Below are 18687 nucleotides of genomic sequence, written 5' to 3'. Positions count from 1 at the left end.
GAGGGCCCGGAGGAAGGAGGCTCCAGCGAGCCTCCTTTCCCGTTTCTTCCTGTTAGAAGTCGTAACGGTAGCCGACGCTTCCGTTCACCGAGCTGGACCCGTCTCGGATGTCCGCGTTGCCGTTGACGAAGACGGTTCCTTTCGTCCCCACCGGCACGCTCAGCCCCGCTCCGAGCTGCAGCGCCGTCGTTCCCGCTTTCGCCCCTCTCACGCTTTGCGTGAAGCCGGGGTTGCCCAGCAGGGTGACGTTTGTTTCTCCCCTCCGGTCTCCCAGGTCCTGCGCCGCGTTGACCCGGATTTCCCCCAGCGCTTCACGTCCGAAGATGTTGCTGCCTACAAGACCCATCCAACGGCCGCCCAGCGCCACTGTTCCCGTCGTCCAGTCCTGCCGGCCGACGTTCAGGCCCGCGTTGCCCGCGCCCGTTTCTTCATAGCCGTCCATCCGCGTCGTCACCACCGAGGCGTTGAACAGCGGCTGCAGCACGCTGCTGCGGTTTTCGTCAAGGTAGATGTCGTAGGTGAGTTCGTACATGGCTCCAAGGCCCCACCCGCCGGTGCTGCCCTGCGTGCTGTAGCTTCCTTCCCCGTAGTTGACCGTACGGTTGAGTGTCGCGTCGTTCCATCCTCCCGTCAGGATGAGCGTGTGCGCCCAGCGTTTGTTCTGGTAGCGCCCGAAGAGGCTGGCGTAGTAGCTGTCCAGGTGGCCGTCGGCGCTGTCCGCCGCGCTGGCCGTCAGGTCTCCGTAGCTGGCCGTGAAGGCCGCTCCCACGGTGACGCGGTCGCTGAGGTCCGCGTCCATGCCCACAGTACCTCCCCAGGTGGTGAGCCGGTAGCCGCTTTCATCTCCCCGGGTGTCGAGCTGGGCGTAGGAGCCCGTGCCTTCCATCCACATGTGGAAGCGGGGGAGGTCGTCGTTGACGTAGGCGGGGTTGACGCCCATGAGGGTGGTCCGGTTGCGGATCCAGCCCATCTGGTCGCGCAGGGCGTCCCGCTGCGCCGTACCCAGCGCGTTGACTGTGCTTCCTGCCACCGCTGCCATGGCGCGCTTTGCTTCCGAGGGGTTGGAAGACGTCAGGGCACCTACGGCGTCATCCACCTTCTTGAGGATGGAATCCGCAGCGAGATCGCCAGGCAGGTTCCAGAGCAGTTCCGCCCCGGCCCCGGAATTAAACGTATCCGCAAGGCGGGCGTATTTATTGTCCCTGGAAGCCGTGGCCATCAGAACGAGGTTGCCGTTTTCCATCACCAGGTACGCATCATTTTCAAATTTCTTGAACGCGGAGGAGGAGGGATCCAGCAGGATAGCCAGTCTGTCGCTTCCTCCCAGATCAATGGCTCCGTCCGCGTGCATGAGCGTGTAACTGCCGTCTGCGTCCAGAGTCAGCTCGTTCCCGCCAGTGGAACTGAGAGTTATTTCCGCGCCCTGGCTGATGCTGATGTTTCCGGTCACGCTGATGATGGGGCCGGCGTAGTCCGTGTTGAAGGCAAGATTCGTACTGGAACCGTCAACCAGCGTCAAACTACTGAGGGTCAGCGCCGTATTGGATTTCGGGTCGTCCATCGTGCCTCCCATCCGGATATTGAGGAGCCCCGTGTTGTTAACTGCCCAGCTGCTGCCGGCAGCGGTCATGACGTTTTCAAACGTCTGCCCGGCATTGCCGGAAATATTAAGCTGCCCGCGTCCTTCCAGAGTACCGCTGAAAACGGAGCCGCTGCCCGAATTACCGGTATTGACAGCCAAAACGCCGCCAGCGCTCTTCAGAGTGCCCTCTCCGCCGATTCCGGAAACGGTGCTGCCGGATGTCGAACCAAGGTCCAGTATTCCCTGGGAGCCACCATCTTTCGCCAGATCGAGCAGAATGCCGCCCTGGAGGGAAGCCGTTCCGGAAAGTTCCAGCGCATCGTGGAGAGTAAGCGTTCCGCTGCCCTGGATGGTGCTGGAGGAAAGGCTGCTGGCGCCGTTGACGGAAAGGGAGGCTCCGCTGCCGATGTTCAGGACCGCGCCTTCGCCGCTGTCCGTCAGGTCACCCATGACGGTATTCCGGTTGATGTCCAGAACAACGCCTTCCGCTATGCCGGCAAGTTCCACATGATTAAAGTTGCTTCCTTCACCGTTAAGAGCGAGGGAACCGCCTTCCACGCGCAGGGTGTCCGTCACAAAAGAACCGTTGACTGTCAACTTACCCGTGTTTTGCTTGATGAAGGTAACTCCGTTTTCCCCGACGATGTTTCCGCCCATGATGGAATCCGCACCGGAGTAATCATCAGGAGCAGGCAAGCCCGTTTCCAGGCGTTCGTTGTTGAGGATGACAACGGCGTTGCCTCTGTCCGCACTGGTGTTTTCCACTTTCAGCGTGCTTCCCGTAGCGCCCAGCAGGTTGTTGATGACCGCGCCGTCCCCGTCGGAATCGCCGGGAGCTCCGGACAACTGAACGGCAAGCGTCTTGTCCTGGGAAATCACCACGCCGGAGTACATCCCCAGCGTACCGTAGCTGGTGACGGTGTCAGGGTCGGAAGCGGAGGAATCATTCACCATATAAAGCCCGCTGACCTGCCCGCTGAGAACCAGGCTTCCGCCGTCGGTGCCCGTCACCCGGATGCCGTAATTGGAAAGAATCCTGCTGAACTGGATATCGCCAAGATTTTCGCATTCCAGCGTTCCGGTCGTCAGGGTGAGCCAGCTTTCCGCACCGGCTTCCTTATGGGCGACGAGCGTGTTCACAATAGCGTCAATGTCCAGATTGACCGTGGCGGGATTGTTAATGACAAGTCTGCCGTCTCCCTGGTCAATGATGGCCGTACCGGCCGCATCCTGGTTGACGTTATCCGCCCCCAGGGTAAGATTCAATGTTTCCGTGGCTCCCTCGCCCACTATAATATCTCCGGAAACGTTGGCAAGACTGCCTCCGGCAGCCAGCGTAATGCCTTTGAGCATGCCGCCGTCGGTATCGCCCAGATTGATGGAAGAAGCGGAGTCCACGACAATGGCTGCCGTCGCGCCTTCCGCCCGGGTCATGGAGGAAGTCAGCGCGCCATTGACGATTTTCAGTGTTCCCGCTCCATTCAGCACGGTTCCGGCCCACTGGCCGGCCTTGTCCTCCGTGCCAAGCTGAACAACGGCTCCGGCATTCGTAATGCCGAGCGCTCCCGCAGCGGTATTGGCCTGATCCAGGATCAGAGTGCCCGCGCCTGCGTGCGTCAGGCTGGAGTTGCCCTGAACCAGCGCGTTCAGCACCAGTTCCGTATTGTTGTAATTGACGTTGTATTGTGCGGCCAGCCCGGTATTCGCGGAGCCCGTGTTGCCTCCCAGAATGGCGCCGTCTCCAAAAACGGCATTCCCCTCTCCTGTGGCGCAAGCCCCGCCGGAACCGAAGTTCCAGGCCTGGCGATTGTTGTGGACGGAAGTCTCATTGGTGACCAGGGTTCCCGAGAAGTCCTTGAGGGATCCCGTGAGGACATTGTTCATCCGCACGTTCGCAGCCATAGCCCACGTGCCCGAACCGGAAAGGCTTCCGGAGAAAGTATATGTGGCGCCGGAAGAGCCGTTCTGCATCGCGCCGTGGGTTGCGCCGATTTCAAAATTGGCTGCCGTCGCGCCCGCGGAAAAATGGAAGCCCTTGCCGTCAATGAAAACGGTGCCGCCTCCCAGCGTATTTCCTGCCCCAAAGGCTACCCAGTTGGCATTGGTGCTCATATTCACCCCGTTGCCGACCAGTTCCAGGCGGCCAGTGAAGCCGGTATTGCCCGTATTGGAGATATTAACCAGACCTGCAGTATCCGCCGTCCCGATCGTGACGGTGCCAGCCCCATTGAGCTGGGCATGCAGGTTGACGGTTCCGCCGGAGAGGGCAAGGGAAGCGCCTTCACTGACGCGGACAATAGTAGCATTGTTCGGATTTACGCCGATGGTCGCGCCGCCCGTGAAAGCGAGCGTGCCCTCTTCCACAGTAAGGTGGGCCAGGGTATTTCCTGCATATCCAAGGGCCAGAGTGCCCGCTCCCGTTTTGGTCAGGGTAGTGCCTGCCCCCATGACGTCGGCTGTCAGTCCGGCCCAGGAAACGGTATCCGCCGCGCCAAGCACGGAAACGTTCAGGGAACCTCCGTCTCCCACGTTGACACGACCGGAAATGTCATCACCTGTCGCATCCGCACCGGCAGAGGAATCCGCATAGGCCAGTGTCCCTCCGTTGAATGTAATATCCCCTTCCGTTCCCAGCGCTCCGTCAGCTCCAATGGTAAGAATGCCGCCATTAAGTATCGTTCCTCCGGTATAGGTGTTGGCCAGGTTTAAGGCAACCTCGGCCGTACCGTTCACGGTAAGCGTGGTGGGAGCTGTGGAATCCGCGATAGAACCCGCGTTGTCAGGATCGCTGACCAGCGTGTAAGAGCCGCTGTTGAAAACGACGCTCTTGGGAGTTACAGTACCGGAAACCTTGACTTCACCCGCTTCCGAGGAAGAGAAGTAAATTTCCTGATTATCCAGCGTATCCACTCCCGCCTGCCTCGTCGTCCAGCCGTCAACGCTGGTGTTGATCCACTTCCGGTCCGTTCCTCCGTCCCATACAAAACCGTTGTCTCCGCTGACGTCTGCAACCTTCAGCACAAGCTGGTTGTTTTCCACCACCACGGAATATTCGAATCCTTCCCTGGTGATGTCGGGCGTCCATGTGAAGGAATCCGTCGTCAGGCTTCCGGCCGCAGCCCACTGGGCCAAGACATAATTAGACGCCTCCAATTCTCCATAATTGTTAATCGTCAGCGCACAGGATGAATCCGCAAGAGCCAGGGTCCCGGCCGTGATATTAATGACAGGCTCATTCGCCGCCACGCCCGTCATGTCAAAGGTGAGGGCCGCACCGCTATTCAGCGTCAGGGCGGAAGCCGTCGTCATCCTGGCCCCCGCACCCATGGAAATGCTGCTCAGGGTCATGGCGTTCGTATTTGTAAACGCCAGCGTTCCTGCCTGGACATTAGTCAGTCCCGTATAAGTATTCTGCCCGGAAAGGGTCAAGGTTCCGGAGCCGGTTTTCGTCAGGCCGCCCGCTCCGGAAAGAACGCCTCCGAGGGTGATGCCGGTGGAAGCCTGGTCATGGTAAGACTTGGTGTCCGCATCATACTGGCGGGTATCAACCGTCACATTTCCAGCAAGGGTCATGTTATAGGCGGAAGACCAGCCTTCCGCCGCCGTCGTGCCCAGCGTCCCGGAATTCATGTTCAGGGCAATCGTATTGGTATTTCCGGACGCCGTCATGCCGCCTGAACCGAGGAACAGGGAACCGCCATTCAGATTAATGGTGGCGCCCTTGGCGCTTACTCCGTCCCAGTTCTGTCCCAAATCCAGTGTCCGGGCCAGCACCATGCCGCCTGAACCAATATTCATGACGCCTCTCCCGTCACGGGCAATCCTCAAGGTGCCGGTAATATTCATCACGGCATCCCCGCTGATATTGAGCGTAGTCGTTCCATTGTACTCGTAGCGGCCGATAAAGCTCCCCGCCGTCACGGAAGCGCCGGAACCCAGCGTCCAGGCGCATGCCGTGCCGTTGGTTGCCAACACCCTGTATTCTCCTGTAATATCAACATTTCCATTAAGGACATTCGTTCCTACCGCGGAGATCAGCGTGCCGGCCCCGGTAATCGTATTTCCATAGGTTCCGGCGGAAAGAGTCAGCGTGGTATTGGCTCCCAGCTCATATCTGACTCCAGTCAGGGCGGCCGTTGTCGTTCCGGAGGCGTTCCCGCTCAATTTCAGCGTGCCAGAGGAATTGGAGTTCAAACGTGTTCCCAGCCCGTTCCACGTGCCCGTGGTCAGTTCCAGAACGGAATCCCCCTGCAACAGGACCGTGCTGGAGCCCAGCGCGCCGGCATTGCCGACAACGAGTTTACTGCCATCGCCAAGAACGGTATCCCCGGTATAGGAATTGGCGTTGTTCATGGTCAGGGAAGCTCCGTCCAGCAGGTTCAGCGTCGTATCTCCGGTAATGGAGCCGTCACCCGTAAAAATGAAATCCGTACCGGAAACGTTAATTCTGCCTGGAGCGACATTCCCCGCAATCGTCACATTTTTATCCACTCCATCGCCATTGGAGAAATATACCGTTTCCCCATCAGTATAAGCTGACGGAGTTCCGTCAAGGCTCCAGGAGGTATTCGAGCTTTCCGTATTCCAGGTGCCGCTCTTCCATCTCAACAAACCTTCCTTGTCGCTCAAATTGACGTAAAGAGTGCCGTTGCTGACGGAAAACGTTCCATTGTACAGCTCCGCAACGGCTCCGCCCAAAGTAAAGAAAGAACTTTCCGTCAACCCCGCTCCGGAAAGCAATGCGTAACTAATCCCCGTTTCCAGAGAAGACACCCCCAGCCGTACTTCCGTAGCCTCACTGCCGCTGATGGAGTTAGCGGTCAGAGCCGCCGTTTCCGAATCAAGAGAACTGAAGCTCAAAGCGCCTCCGTTCAACGTCAACCCGGCGGATAAAGTAGCTGTTCCTCCGGCAATTCCCGTGGATCCCAGCGTAGATCCGGCATTCAGCACATACCCGTCCGCGGACGTAACGTTCACGGTAAGGCCGCCTCCGATCAGCAAGGAACCCTGCCCGATAACGCTGGAATCCTTCACCGTCAAACCGCCTTCCCTCAATTCCACCGTTCCGGTAAAGCCGGGAACGGCTGCCGTTTCTCCTTCGGCAGGGACCGGGGCCTGGGCCGTTCCGTTAAGAACCAGAACCCCGTCGCCAACCTTCACCAGACTGCCGTTTCCCGTCAGCCCGTTGGAGAAGGTAACAGTACGCCCCGTGACATGGTCATTGGCATCCAGCGTATCGAGGATAGTCCCGTTCACCGTGCCCAGAAGTTCTACATAAGAAGGCGTGAAATTCGGATTATAGCCTATACTCCAGTTGGACAGGGCTCCCAGAGTGCCTTCCCCCAGTTTGATAACGGCTGCCCCCGCCACATCGGTGATGCCCGAAGAGCCTATGTTCACCCTGGCATCCCCGGATGTCGCGCCGCCCAACAGGAAACTGCCCCGGAATGAACCGTTTCCGGAAGCCCAGAAACTCATTCCCAGCAAATCCGCCGTTCCGGAAGAGGCATTGAACGTGCCCGTGCCATCCCAGGACAGGCGCATCGAGGTTGACAATGCAGTCAGGGAACCGCCCCTCAAATTAAGTTCCCCTGAATAAGCCCAGTGGGCCAGCAGGAAGCTGGCGCTTGTGCTATGGGTATCATTGCTGCCGGAGACAGTCAGTGAGGAACCCTGGTTCACATTAAGCACTCCATGTCCCAGCTCGGCAAGCCGGACCTGGCCTGCCGTAGTCACATTGCCGGAATCAAGATCAAGGGCCCCATAAAGGGAATTGTCGTATCCGCCGCCGGCCCCAACCCACAGCTTGTTGACCGCCAATTCATTACCAGCCATATGAATCCTGCCGTAATAATGGGCGACCTTGAACGATTCCGCCCGGATATCTCCCGTAAACGTCATGGAAGAGCCGGTCTGGGAGCTGGTTACGATATTGCCGGCGTACGAGATATTGCCGGCCACGGTCGGATTGCTGGATCCGTTAAAGGTCAGCGTATCTCCATTCGAGACACTCTCGCCGCCCTTCAGGTTCCAAAGATACGTGTTGCTGTCGGAAACATTCTGCGCATAAACATTCAGACTGCCCTCCGCGATTACTGTTTGCCCCGCTCCAATGGATGTCCCCGCATCGGAATTGAACACCATGGTAGAACCCGCCATCATATGCAGGCTGGCTCCGCCAAGCATCCATGTCCCTGACTGGGCAGAAGCTCTCAGCCTCAAGGCACCATCAACGTAAAGATTCTGAAGAGCCGAGCCCTCCAGCAAATTGACGCTTCCCGCAGAAGAAGCATCCGTTTTCATATAAACCGTGAGGGAAGAATTTTCCCCACCCGTCACCAGACTTTCAAATCCGGAAAAACGGTGATCCCCATCACCCAACGTCAGGGACGAGCCGTTGCTTAAAACCGTTTCCCGGGCGGAAAGAGAGGCTCCTTCTCCGGGAAGGAGCGTATAATCCGCCTCAAACGTCATGGAGGAAACATTGATTCCTCCGGAAAAATTGACTGTTTTGGAACCTTCCGCCGCCGTGAAAATAACGGCATCCCCATTCAGGAAGGAAGTATCCGTTTTGTTTCCGTCACCCTGCTTGTACCAGCCCGTTCCCGTATTGCTCCATGTGCCGTTGGAATTCCAGACCAGCGTCTCTGCATTATACCCTTCCCCCTTGTACTGCACGGACATGCCGGAACCGTTGGAAACAAGCAGGAAATTGTCCGCTCCCAGCTGACCGGCGGAATCGGCTCTCGTCAATGCCTCATAAGAGTCGTCCCCGGTTTGCTTCCAAATACGCAGGGAATCCAGGGATGCCCCTAAATCGGCCCCTGTAGACATGAAATAGCGTGTTATCAGGGCATCGTCAACCATCTCGCGATTGGTGACTGAAAGCTCTTCCATAGCGCTTGCAACCACTACCTCCACATTCCAGGTTTTGGAGTTCTTGGTAATGGTGGTGGTGTTTGACAGGTTGACCATTCCGTCAAGCCCGATGTGCCAGTAATGATTGCCGGCACCGGAGCCATGGTCAAAATTGAGGTTCCCCCCCGGAGTCGTCATGTTCAGAGCGCCGTCCACATAAATATTGGCATGGCCTTCCGCTTCCGTATTCTTGATCTGGTTGCTGAAGGAGGTGGTAAGGGTAGAGCCCTTCTCCACGTAAACATTGCCGCCCCATTGTCCCAGCCCCGCGGATACACTGCCGTTCCCCGTTACGGAAATACCGCCGCCGTCCGAGGTATTGGGAGGGTTCCCCGTCACCGTCACCTCAACGCCGTTAAAAATCAAGTGCGGCCCCTTATTGTCCACGCGGGAGGGAGCTGCATCTCCCTCCCAATTGTCTGCCGTTCCTACGGCGTCGCCTTCCCCATCCCCCGTCCATGTAAAATCAGGACCGCCAAAATCGGGAATCTGCCAGAAATCCGCCGAGGTTGCGGCATGGGAATAAGAGTAAATGCCGGAGAAGGAAACCAGGGAAGCGAGAAGGGCGGAACGCAAAGACGGAGGAAGATGAAGTCTCATACTGATCAAAGATATTGTGGCCAGTAATACCCGGATTTATAATCCGTTGGCAAGCCAATTTTCGAAAAAAGCTCACATTAAACAAATAATGGGAAACAAATATCATCCGCCTGTCCAACATATCTACCACCATATCCAGAAGGACAAAATCATCATTCTTTCATTACAAGCAATATACATGGATTAAGGAAAGAAGCAGGATTATAAATTCCCCGTCTGCCCATTCGCGTTCCTGATGAAAGAGGTACAGATAAAAACAAAAAGGCCGTTCCCTCCCGGGAACGGCCCTGGCTTAAACTATTTTTTCCTTACTGCTGCTGGGCGCCGCTTTGCTTAAGCATCTCCTGAAGCTGTTCCGGAGAAATGCTCATGGGGCCGCCCTGGGGGGCAGGAGCTTCCGAAATGCCGTCCAGTTCCAGATCAAAGATGAGCGGTGAATTGGGTTCAATCGGAGCGCCGGGAGTGTTTTCCCCGTAAGCCAGCTCGGAAGGAATGTAAACAATCCATTTGGAGCCGACGGGCATCGTCGTCAGCGCTTCGGCAAAGCCGGGGATGACCTGGAGGGGAAGTTCCACGGATTTGCCTTTGGTGTCGTCAAACACGGTGCCGTCCAGCAGCGTGCCCTTGTACTTCACCTTGAACATGGGGTTCTTGAACTTCTTTTCATCAAATTTTTCTTCGCCGCCCTTGTTCACAATCTTGTACTGGAGGCCGGACTTCGTCGTAGTAACGCCTTCCTTTTTGCCGTTTTCCTCCATGAACTTCTTGCTGGCCTCCAAATTGGCCTTGGCCTTGGCGGAAATGCGTTCATCTATCTGCTTCTGGAACGCATCCAGGGCGGGCTTCAGCTGTTCCTGGTCCTTGGCGGGCTTGCGGACCATGCCGTCCTTGATGCCCTGCAGGAAGGATTCCTGGTCCAGGTCGTCAAAGGTCAGGGTAGGAATGGAACCAAGCTGCTGACCGCTCTGGAAACCCAGAAAATAGCCCAGGTCCTTTTTCATCTGTTCGGGAGACACAGTAATTTCTTTCTCTTGTTTGGGTTGGTCGGCCGCCGGAACTTCGGCAGCCTTTTCTTGCGCGCCCGCCGCACCCGCCAAAAGGGCGGAAACGGCAAACAGGGCGATGGAAGGGTTCATCTTCATGGTATTTTTATCCTTTCTTTGAAAAAGAAGACTCCTTTTTAACGGATTCCGTTCACAGCACAAGACAAGAGAATCCGTCATCCTGTCATCCTCTCCCGGCAGAAAGCCGGATTGCTGTCCGGATCAAAGGAGCGGCAGGTCATGCCAGCGTCTTCAAAACGCGGGCGATCATGGCGGGATAAAGGGTGTGCTCCTGCTCCTGAATGCGGGCGTGAAGGCTTTCCGGCGTATCCCCCGGCAGCACGGGCACGCGGGCCTGGCCCAGGATGGGACCGGTATCCATTCCGTCATCCACATAATGGACGGTGCAGCCGCTCTCCGCCACCCCGGCGTTCACGGCCTGCTCCCAGGCATGAAGCCCCGGAAAAGCAGGAAGAAGGGAAGGATGGATGTTCAGGATACGGGAAGGAAATTCCTTCAGCAGAGGATGTTTCACCAGGCGCATGAATCCGGCCAGGCAAACGCAATCCACGCCGTATTCCTTCAGGCGCGCGGCAACGGATGCCTGGGATTCCTCCGGGAATTTGGTCTTAAACCCTCCGCAATCGATCACCTCCGCCGGGATGCCCCAGGAGCGGGCGCGTTCCAGAATGAAGGCGTCCGGATTGTCAGACATCACCACGGCGATTTCCGCCCGGAGGGAACCGGACTGGATGGCATCATAAATGGACTGGCAATTGGAACCGGAACCGGAACCGAGTATTCCTAACTTGGGCAATCTGGACATCCGGGGGATGAAACCACAGTTTTTTGCCCGTGGCAAGTCTCCGGCTTGACAAAAAGGCTGCCGTATTTGCCTAATAAAGACATGAGAGACCCCCGTTTTCAGGCCCTGGCCGTCCAGCTTGCAGGGTATTCCACCTCCTTGCGCCCCGGAGACAGGGTTCTGCTGGAACTGACGGATATTCCGGAAGAAATGGGAATAACCCTCATCCGGGAGGTGAGGAAGGCGGGAGCCATGCCCTTTCTGCGCCTGAACCAGTCCCGCCTGAACAGGGAAATGCTCTCAGGAGCCACAGAAGAACAATACGGTATCATCGGCCGCCACCGCCTGGCGGAAATGGAGGACATGGACGCCTACATTGAAATCCGCGGCGGAGAAAACGCCTTTGAACTGTCCTCCGTTCCGCAGGAAAACATGGCCGCCGCCATGAAAGCCCTGAATCCCGTCTCCCAGCGGCGCATCCGCCATACGCGCTGGTGCGGGCTGCGCTGGCCGTCCGGGGCATGGCCCAGCAGGCTGCCATGAGCACGGAAGAATTTGAAGACTTCTATTTCCATACCTGCCTGATGGATTACGCCGCCCTGCGTCCCGCCATGCGGACGCTGGCCGCCATGATGGAAAAGGCTGAATACGTGAAAATCACCGGGCCGGGAACGGATATTTCCTTTTCCATTAAGGGATTGCCGGCCATCCCGTGCGCGGGGGAATGCAACCTGCCGGACGGAGAGGTGTTTACCGCCCCCGTCATCGACAGCGCCAACGGCCATATAGCCTTCAATACGCCTAGCCTGTTCCAGGGTATTCCCTTTGACAACATCCGCCTGACGCTGAAAAACGGACTGATCGTGCATGCGGAAGCGGGAGAAAAAACAGGAGAACTCAACGCTATTCTTGACACGGATCCCGGCGCTCGCAGGTTGGGGGAATTCGCCTTCGGCGTCAATCCGGCTATCACACGCCCCATGCGCAACATCCTGTTTGATGAAAAAATCTCCGGCTCCTTCCACTTGACGCCGGGGCAGGCCTACCACGTGGCGGACAACGGCAACCAGTCCCGCATTCACTGGGACATGGTATGCCTCCAGACGGAGGCTGCCGGGGGAGGAGATATTTACCTGGACGGGAAGCTGGTGCGCCGCAACGGATTGTTCACCCTGCCGGAACTGACCATTCTCAATCCTTCCCAATCATGACCGCCACCCCTGCCCCCAAAAAACGTTCCCTGTTCCGTAAATGCCTGTATGCGGCCGCGGCAGCCATTCTGCTGGGCTCCCTGCTGGCCTCCTACATGCACTGGGAGGCCAACCATCTGGAATTCAATGAAAACGCAGCCCCTGCCGGATGTATGCCCGGCCTTTCCGGCCTGCGTATCCTGGTTCTGTCAGACATCCACACCAACCTGCCCCTGCTGGAACAGGCGGCAACAATGGCGGAACAGGCCAGACCGGACATGATCGTGTTTCTGGGAGATCTGTACACGGATTTTCTGCGGGTCACCCATGCAGGCGACTACATCGCCCAGATGAAACGCCTCTCCTCCGTCGCTCCGGCCTACGCATGCCTGGGCAACCACGACATGGCCCTGGCGGACAACGTGGAGCGAATCCTGAAGGAAGGCGGGTTCACCCTGCTCAGGAATTCCGCAGCTTTCGTCTCCATTCCCAGACTGAAAAACGTGGAATTCAAGCTGGTGGGGCTGGGAGACCTGCGGGAGGGGGACTTTTTCCCGGACCGGTGCATGACCCCGCGCGGATTGGAGGAAAACTCCCCCATGCCAACCATCGTTCTGAGCCACAACCCCAGAGGAAGGGAACTGCTGGGAAATTACCGCTGGGACCTGATGCTTTCCGGCCATACGCATGGGGGCCAGATCAGACTGCCATTCTTTTCCGCCCCGCTATTGGCGTCGGAAGGGGAAACCATGAACTCCGGTTTCCATTCCTATGAGGACAAGCAGGTCTTCGTCACCCGCGGCATAGGCTACCTGGGGCCGGGCCGCTTCAACTGCCCGCCGGAAATCAACCTCATTACCATTCCCTAACTTCCCGACCCGACCGCCATGGTTTTCTCTCTGCTGGCTTCCGGAGGCCCTAATGACGCGCCTCCCTTCTTTACCCTGCTTACTGTCGTCTTCATGGGCATCATCGCGATTGCCCTCATTCTGGCCCACTTCCGGCAGTCCCTGCTGGCAGGATACTTCATTTGCGGGGTAATTCTGGCCAACTGCGGCATTCTGGACCACATCCCCAATTCCGACGTCAGCATCCAGGCCCTTTCCGAGGTAGGCATTATCCTGCTCATGTTCACGCTGGGGCTCGAATTCTCCGTTGACGAACTCAAACATCTGCGTAAAACCGCCCTAGTCGGCGGCGGTATTCAAATGTTCATCTGCACCGCCGCTTTCGGCCTGGGGCTCCATTACGCCACAGGCATGGACATGAGCCACTCCCTGACGGTCGGGGCCATTATGGGGCTTTCCTCCACAGCGGTGGCTCTGAAATCCTTCCAGGAATTCGGCCTGAGCGGAACCTCCGGGGCAAAAATGGCGGTGGGAATCGCCCTGTTCCAGGACATCGCCGCCATCATGCTGGTGGCGATCATGCCGCAGATCTTTACCGTCACGCCCGACTCTTGGGAAACAGCGCTCAACATCGGCATGGCCGTGCTGCGGGGGCTCGTCTTCCTGGGGGCCGCCTGGCTGATCGGCCGTTACCTGCTTCCGCGCATCATGCTGGCCGTCGCCCGGACCAAAAGCCGGGAACTCTTCACCCTGATGGTGTTCGCCATCTGTTCGGGAATTGCCATGCTCGCCAGCCTGCTGGGCCTGAGCATCGCCCTGGGCGCTTTCACCGCCGGCCTCTTCGTCAGCGGGTCCTACTACAGCCACCGGGTCCTCAGCGAAGTGCTCCCCTTCAAGGACCTGTTCCTGACCATTTTCTTCGTGTCCGCCGGGCTGTTGATCGACATTGACGGACTGTGGCAACACATCGGACAGGTGGCGACCTTCACCGCCTTTGTCCTCGCGATTAAATTCATAGCCTGCCTTACAGCCGCAAGTTTCCTGAAAATCCCCGGCCGCATGGGCATCATGGCCTCCACCGCGCTCACCAATGTGGGGGAATTTTCCCTGGTGCTCATCCCCTTCATGCAGGAGATCTCCCCCATCCCGGCTCTGGTGACCACCAACGTTTACGCCATTGCCGCCGTCTCCATGGGCATGACTCCGCTGCTGATGAAAGCGGCACGGAAACTCACCCCGCTGCTGGTGCGCATTCCCGGGTTGAAAACAAAACGGGAACGCCTCAACGTGGAAACCCTGATCACGCGCATGGAAGGCATCAGGGAGCACGCCATCATTTGCGGCTACGGCCCCGTAGGCAGGAGGCTTCATGAAAGCCTGTCCCAATACGGCATTCCCTGCATTATTATCGACCTGAATGCGGACACCGTCAAATCCCTGCTTAATGAAGGCCATCTGGCCTTTCTGGGAGACATTCAGCACCAAATCACCATGGACCTGGCAGGCGTCCGTACCGCGCGGCTGATCGCCTTCACGTTCCCGGACCCTGCCCCGGCCCTGTCCACCTACATGCAGATCAAAGGCGCCAATGGGGACATCACGGTGATTGCCCGCGCCAAATTCCGTTCGGAAGTGGCTTCCCTGCATCACGCGGGCATTGTCAACGTCATCCATGATGAAATGGAAACGGGCGCCGCCGCCGTGCGCCTGGCGAAACAGAGTTTTGATATTATTGAACCGTCGGACGCGCCTTCGTTGTCCCATTAAGCAATGATGAATCTGCCGGATGCCCACACTCATTCCTCCGCACTCGCTTCCGGCACGGCGCCTCGGTTCATCTGCGGCACCTCCCCGGAGGACTGGAAACAGGTGGCCCTTCTGGCGGAACGGGATGAACATGTTACGCCCTTTTTCGGCATTCATCCCTGGTTCCTGAACCCGGATGAGTGGAAGGAGGAAATGCCCGGACTGGAATCCCTGCTGAAAAAAATCCCCCATGCGGGCGTTGGGGAAACGGGGCTGGACAAATGCCGGCGCGGCATCCCGGGGCTGCCTCTCCAGAAGGAAGCGCTGGAACGGCATCTGGAACTGGCCGCGCTCCTGGACCGGCCCGCTTCCCTGCACTGCTGCCGCGCATGGGGCACGCTGGCGGAAATGCTGAAAAAATATCCCCGTTTGAACATTATCCTGCACGGCTGGACGGGAGCATTGCATCTTAGCTCGGAACTTCCTTCGGGAAACTGGCTTCTCTCCATAGGCCTGCGGGAAATGGAACGTCCGGGTCTGCTTGCCTCCATACCGCTCCATCGGCTGGCGCTGGAATCGGACGGGCATCCGGAAACCCTGCCGGAACTTTACCGCCGCGCGGCGCGGGAACTGGGCATGACCGTCAACAACCTGGTTGACCTGGTTCAAAGCAATATGGAAAACCTGATCCACCCTTGACGCCTCCATTCAACCGGGCGGACATGGCTTCGCGACGCCCCTCCATGCGCTGGGTTTCTATTTCCATTGATTTTTTATTCAATTATTTTTTCAGAAAATAAAAATGAGGCGATTGCGCATCGAATCGCAGGCAGCAGAGTACTCTGCCCAATTTATATTCCAGAAGAAGAAAAAGGCTCCGTACCGGAAAACTCCGGGCGCCTGTAAGTAATCCACGGTTTTTCCTTGGCAGGTTTCCGCCTCCGGCTATCATGCGGGCATGGGCCTTTTTCAGGATCAAACCAGCTCTTTGTCGGAAATCAAGCGGCTTGCCGCCCTTGTCATGGATCCCTCCCGCAGGGGGGAAATCGGTCCGGATCAATGGCCTCTGGCCATGATCGCCTATGGACTGGTCACCTGCAATGAAACGGGAAGAGAAGAAGAAGGCGTCACCATTTACCAGATGTTTCAATCCCGCTGCGCTCCGGACGCCCGCCGCAAATGCGCTCTGCAACTGGCAGCTTTTATCCGGCAGCGGAAAGGGGACGGATGGAGGGCCCTGCTGCCTTTTGCCATGGCGGATGAGACGCCGGATATCCGCAGGCAATCCGCTTTCCTTATTTATACGCTGGCCGCGCCCCAGCCGGAGGAGCGGTTTCCCGGAATTGCCGGACTGGCGAAGGTCATCTGCGCTTCTCCCTGCCCCGGACAGGCGTCCATGGCTCCGGCGCTGGACGCCCTGATGAGCCTGGGTGACATGCGGTTTGCCCCTTATCTGTCTTTCATTTCCAAAAATCTTCCTCCCGAACGCCTCACGGACCTGCTGGCCGGAACGGAAGCCATTCCCACGGACCTGGGCTGCGGCTGGCTGCTGGATCTTCTGGATGAACATCCGGAGCTTTCCCCCACCATCGCGGCGGTACTGGCCGGGATGCCCTCCAGAGCCGGAGAAGTCCTGGACGTGGTCGTGCCCGTCCCCTCCTGGCAATTCACCAACTCCGCCGTTCAGCCGCTTCATTCCTGGAGTATTCCCGAATACCGGCAGCGCATGAAAGAACGGCTCTCCAGATACCTTGCCCCGGAAGAACAGGAGACCGTGGACCGGGCATGGAGCTGATTCTTCCGGCGTATCCCAACCCGCCGCATGTTTTCAGAAAACACGGGCCCAGGGGCGTTTACCGGGCATAAGGAACGCCGCCACGCATCGTACTCCGGAAAGGAACAGGGGCATTCCTTAAACAGGCAAAACCGCAGCATGCGCCTGATGCCCTACCGGCTCATATCAGCAAGCCCCCCTAGAATAATTCGCCTCAAGGGGGAGGAAAAATCCCTCATGGCGCGGATTTTTCCCGGTCATTCATTCACCTTGCCACTACGTGACGATGGTGGAAATCCACAAAGCTCCGGTATGTCTCCTCATCCAGCAGATCTCCATGCGTCATCAACAGAAGCGGAAAAGATTCGCCCTCATCCGTATAAGGAGGATGGACATAATCAAACTGCGGATTGGGAACAAAGCCGTGCCTCTGATAAAACCCCAGCCTCCGGCGTGAAATCCCGTCCTCCGGAGGATCAATTTCCAGAATAACTTTGCGCGGAAACGCATCCCTCAATTCTTCCAGAATCCTTTGCCCAGCGCCCCGGCCGCGCAGGGTGGCAGCCACGGCAAAATACTCCAGATACACGAATTGTTCCCGACGCCACGTCACCAGCATCGCAACCACCCGGCCTTCCCCATTTAAAAATACTTCATAACAAAAACCGGGATCTTGAAACGCCAGCGGAAAATCCTGCACCCTTCGCTGTTCATGCACAGGAAAACTTGTCCGGTAAATATCCAGAGAATCCAGGAATAACGGATCATCCACACCCGTCACACGGCGCTTGGTCAGCAATTCCGACGTCATGAACCATATCCAACCACACCCGTCTCCGTTCGGCAAGCCCCCCGGAAAGCCTTCCCCAGTCATACAACCAGCTGTTCCGGCTCAAATTGATGCAGCGTTTCCCAGCCCAGGAGAAGGAAGAAAAATATCCCCGCACGCCGGATACGGCGACAAGGAAATCCCTGTCCTTCTTGACGGATTGTTCTTGAAAGGCACGCGGCCGGGCAATCTTCCCGCAGACAGGGCCAGAATATTGCATTCGTCGCCCGGAATACATGCAGACGGTTCTTTTCCGCAACCGCCGGATTACAGGTCGCCGCACTGTCGCCGCATAGCGCAAAATCTACTCGCAAAACAGGCACGCCCCCTTTACCATGGCAACGGACATACATACTATTATGAGCGAACAAGTCATTATCATCGGCGCCGGTTGCGCCGGCTACACGGCGGCCATTTACACCGCCCGCGCCAACCTCTCTCCGCTTCTGATCACGGGTTCTCAAATCGGCGGCCAGCTGACCACCACGACGGAAGTGGAAAACTTCCCCGGCTTTCCGGACGGCGTGATGGGGCCGGACCTGATGTTCCTGATGCAGCAGCAGGCGGAAAAATTCGGCACCCGGTTTGCATATGAGGACGTCAAGAGCGTCGTCAGGGATGAAGCCACCGGACTGTTCACCGTGAAGACCAGCGGCCAGAATTACGAAACCCGGAGCATCATTGTAGCTACGGGGGCGTCCGCCCGCTATCTGGGCATCCCGGGAGAGGAAGGGCTGGTAGGCCACGGCCTCACCGCCTGCGCGACCTGTGACGGAGCCTTTTACCGTGACGTGCCTGTGTGCGTGGTTGGCGGAGGAGACAGCGCCTGTGAAGAAGCCATGTTCCTGACGCGCTTCGCCTCCCGGGTGTATCTGATCCACCGCCGCGACACGCTCCGCGCTTCCAAAATCATGGCGGAACGGACGCTGTCCAATGAAAAGATTTTCCCCATGTGGAATTCCACCATCGTAAGCTATAAGACGGACGACAAGGGAGAACTGGAAGCCGTCATGCTGAAGGACGTAGTGGAAGGGGATGAAACGGAGCTTCCCGTCAAATGCGTCTTCATGGCGATCGGGCACACGCCGAACACTTCTTTCCTGGGAGATCTGGTGGACCGGGACGATGCCGGCTACATCATCCGGGAAACAGGGCTGATGGCGACCAGGACGCCGGGATTGTTCGCTGCCGGAGACGTGGCGGACCCTCATTACCGCCAGGCCATTTCTTCCGCCGGGATGGGCTGCAGCGCCGCCATTGAAGCGGAACGCTACCTGCTGGGGCTGTAAACCCATCTTTCGGAACGGGCCGGAAGTCCCATTGGGAATTCCGGCCCTTCCCCGCTACAGGAA

Annotated in this window: 9 protein-coding genes and 1 pseudogene; 6 read left to right on the top strand and 4 right to left on the bottom strand. The window is 57.8% G+C overall.

Annotated features, from left to right (window positions below; translation table 11 throughout):
* Positions 1-52: 52 nt before the first annotated feature.
* The 3 genes from O4G22_RS06525 to purN all read right to left on the bottom strand — a co-directional run bounded on the left by O4G22_RS06525 (position 53) and on the right by purN (position 10969).
* A complete protein-coding gene (locus O4G22_RS06525) occupies positions 53-9100 on the bottom strand; it encodes an autotransporter-associated beta strand repeat-containing protein (RefSeq protein WP_306713832.1) in 9048 nt (3015 codons plus the stop codon).
* A 308-nt stretch (positions 9101-9408) separates the two neighbouring features.
* Positions 9409-10242 carry an FKBP-type peptidyl-prolyl cis-trans isomerase N-terminal domain-containing protein gene (locus O4G22_RS06520; protein ID WP_180974253.1) on the bottom strand — a complete coding sequence of 278 codons (834 nt, stop codon included), beginning with the start codon at positions 10240-10242 and terminating at the stop codon, positions 9409-9411.
* A gap of 139 nt (positions 10243-10381) precedes the next feature.
* Complete coding sequence (purN, locus tag O4G22_RS06515; RefSeq protein WP_094135570.1) at positions 10382-10969, bottom strand: phosphoribosylglycinamide formyltransferase; 588 nt, start codon at positions 10967-10969, stop codon at positions 10382-10384.
* Positions 10970-11050: 81 nt separating this feature from the next.
* On the opposite strand from purN, the pseudogene O4G22_RS11555 reads away from it, so the two are divergent.
* The 5 genes and pseudogenes from O4G22_RS11555 (at position 11051) to O4G22_RS06485 (ending at position 16527) form a co-directional block, all read left to right on the top strand.
* Positions 11051-12159, top strand: a pseudogene (locus tag O4G22_RS11555) (aminopeptidase).
* The gene (yaeI, locus tag O4G22_RS06500) at positions 12156-13007 is read left to right on the top strand and encodes a phosphodiesterase YaeI (protein WP_094135568.1); all 852 of its coding nucleotides are present in this window, start codon (positions 12156-12158) and stop codon (positions 13005-13007) included. The pseudogene O4G22_RS11555 and the gene yaeI overlap by 4 nt, the downstream one beginning before the upstream one ends.
* Before the next feature lie 18 nt (positions 13008-13025).
* On the top strand, positions 13026-14753 hold the full coding sequence (locus tag O4G22_RS06495; protein WP_094135567.1) for a cation:proton antiporter: 1728 nt from the start codon (positions 13026-13028) through the stop codon (positions 14751-14753).
* A gap of 3 nt (positions 14754-14756) precedes the next feature.
* Positions 14757-15431 (top strand): TatD family hydrolase, encoded by a 675-nt coding sequence (locus tag O4G22_RS06490; protein ID WP_094135566.1) that lies wholly within the window; start codon positions 14757-14759, stop codon positions 15429-15431.
* A 259-nt stretch (positions 15432-15690) separates the two neighbouring features.
* The gene (locus tag O4G22_RS06485) at positions 15691-16527 is read left to right on the top strand and encodes a hypothetical protein (RefSeq protein ID WP_094135565.1); all 837 of its coding nucleotides are present in this window, start codon (positions 15691-15693) and stop codon (positions 16525-16527) included.
* 244 nt (positions 16528-16771) lie between these two features.
* Here O4G22_RS06485 and O4G22_RS06480 read toward each other — a convergent pair whose 3' ends face one another.
* Positions 16772-17317 carry a GNAT family N-acetyltransferase gene (locus O4G22_RS06480; protein ID WP_179218308.1) on the bottom strand — a complete coding sequence of 182 codons (546 nt, stop codon included), beginning with the start codon at positions 17315-17317 and terminating at the stop codon, positions 16772-16774.
* 353 nt (positions 17318-17670) lie between these two features.
* Here O4G22_RS06480 and trxB point away from each other — a divergent pair, with 353 nt between their 5' ends.
* Positions 17671-18624 (top strand): thioredoxin-disulfide reductase, encoded by a 954-nt coding sequence (trxB, locus tag O4G22_RS06475; RefSeq protein WP_256943696.1) that lies wholly within the window; start codon positions 17671-17673, stop codon positions 18622-18624.
* Positions 18625-18687: the final 63 nt, after the last annotated feature.

It is taken from the genome of Akkermansia muciniphila (genome assembly GCF_030848305.1).
GTDB classification, from domain to species: domain Bacteria; phylum Verrucomicrobiota; class Verrucomicrobiia; order Verrucomicrobiales; family Akkermansiaceae; genus Akkermansia; species Akkermansia muciniphila_A.
This window is presented reverse-complemented; position numbering and strand designations above follow the sequence as displayed.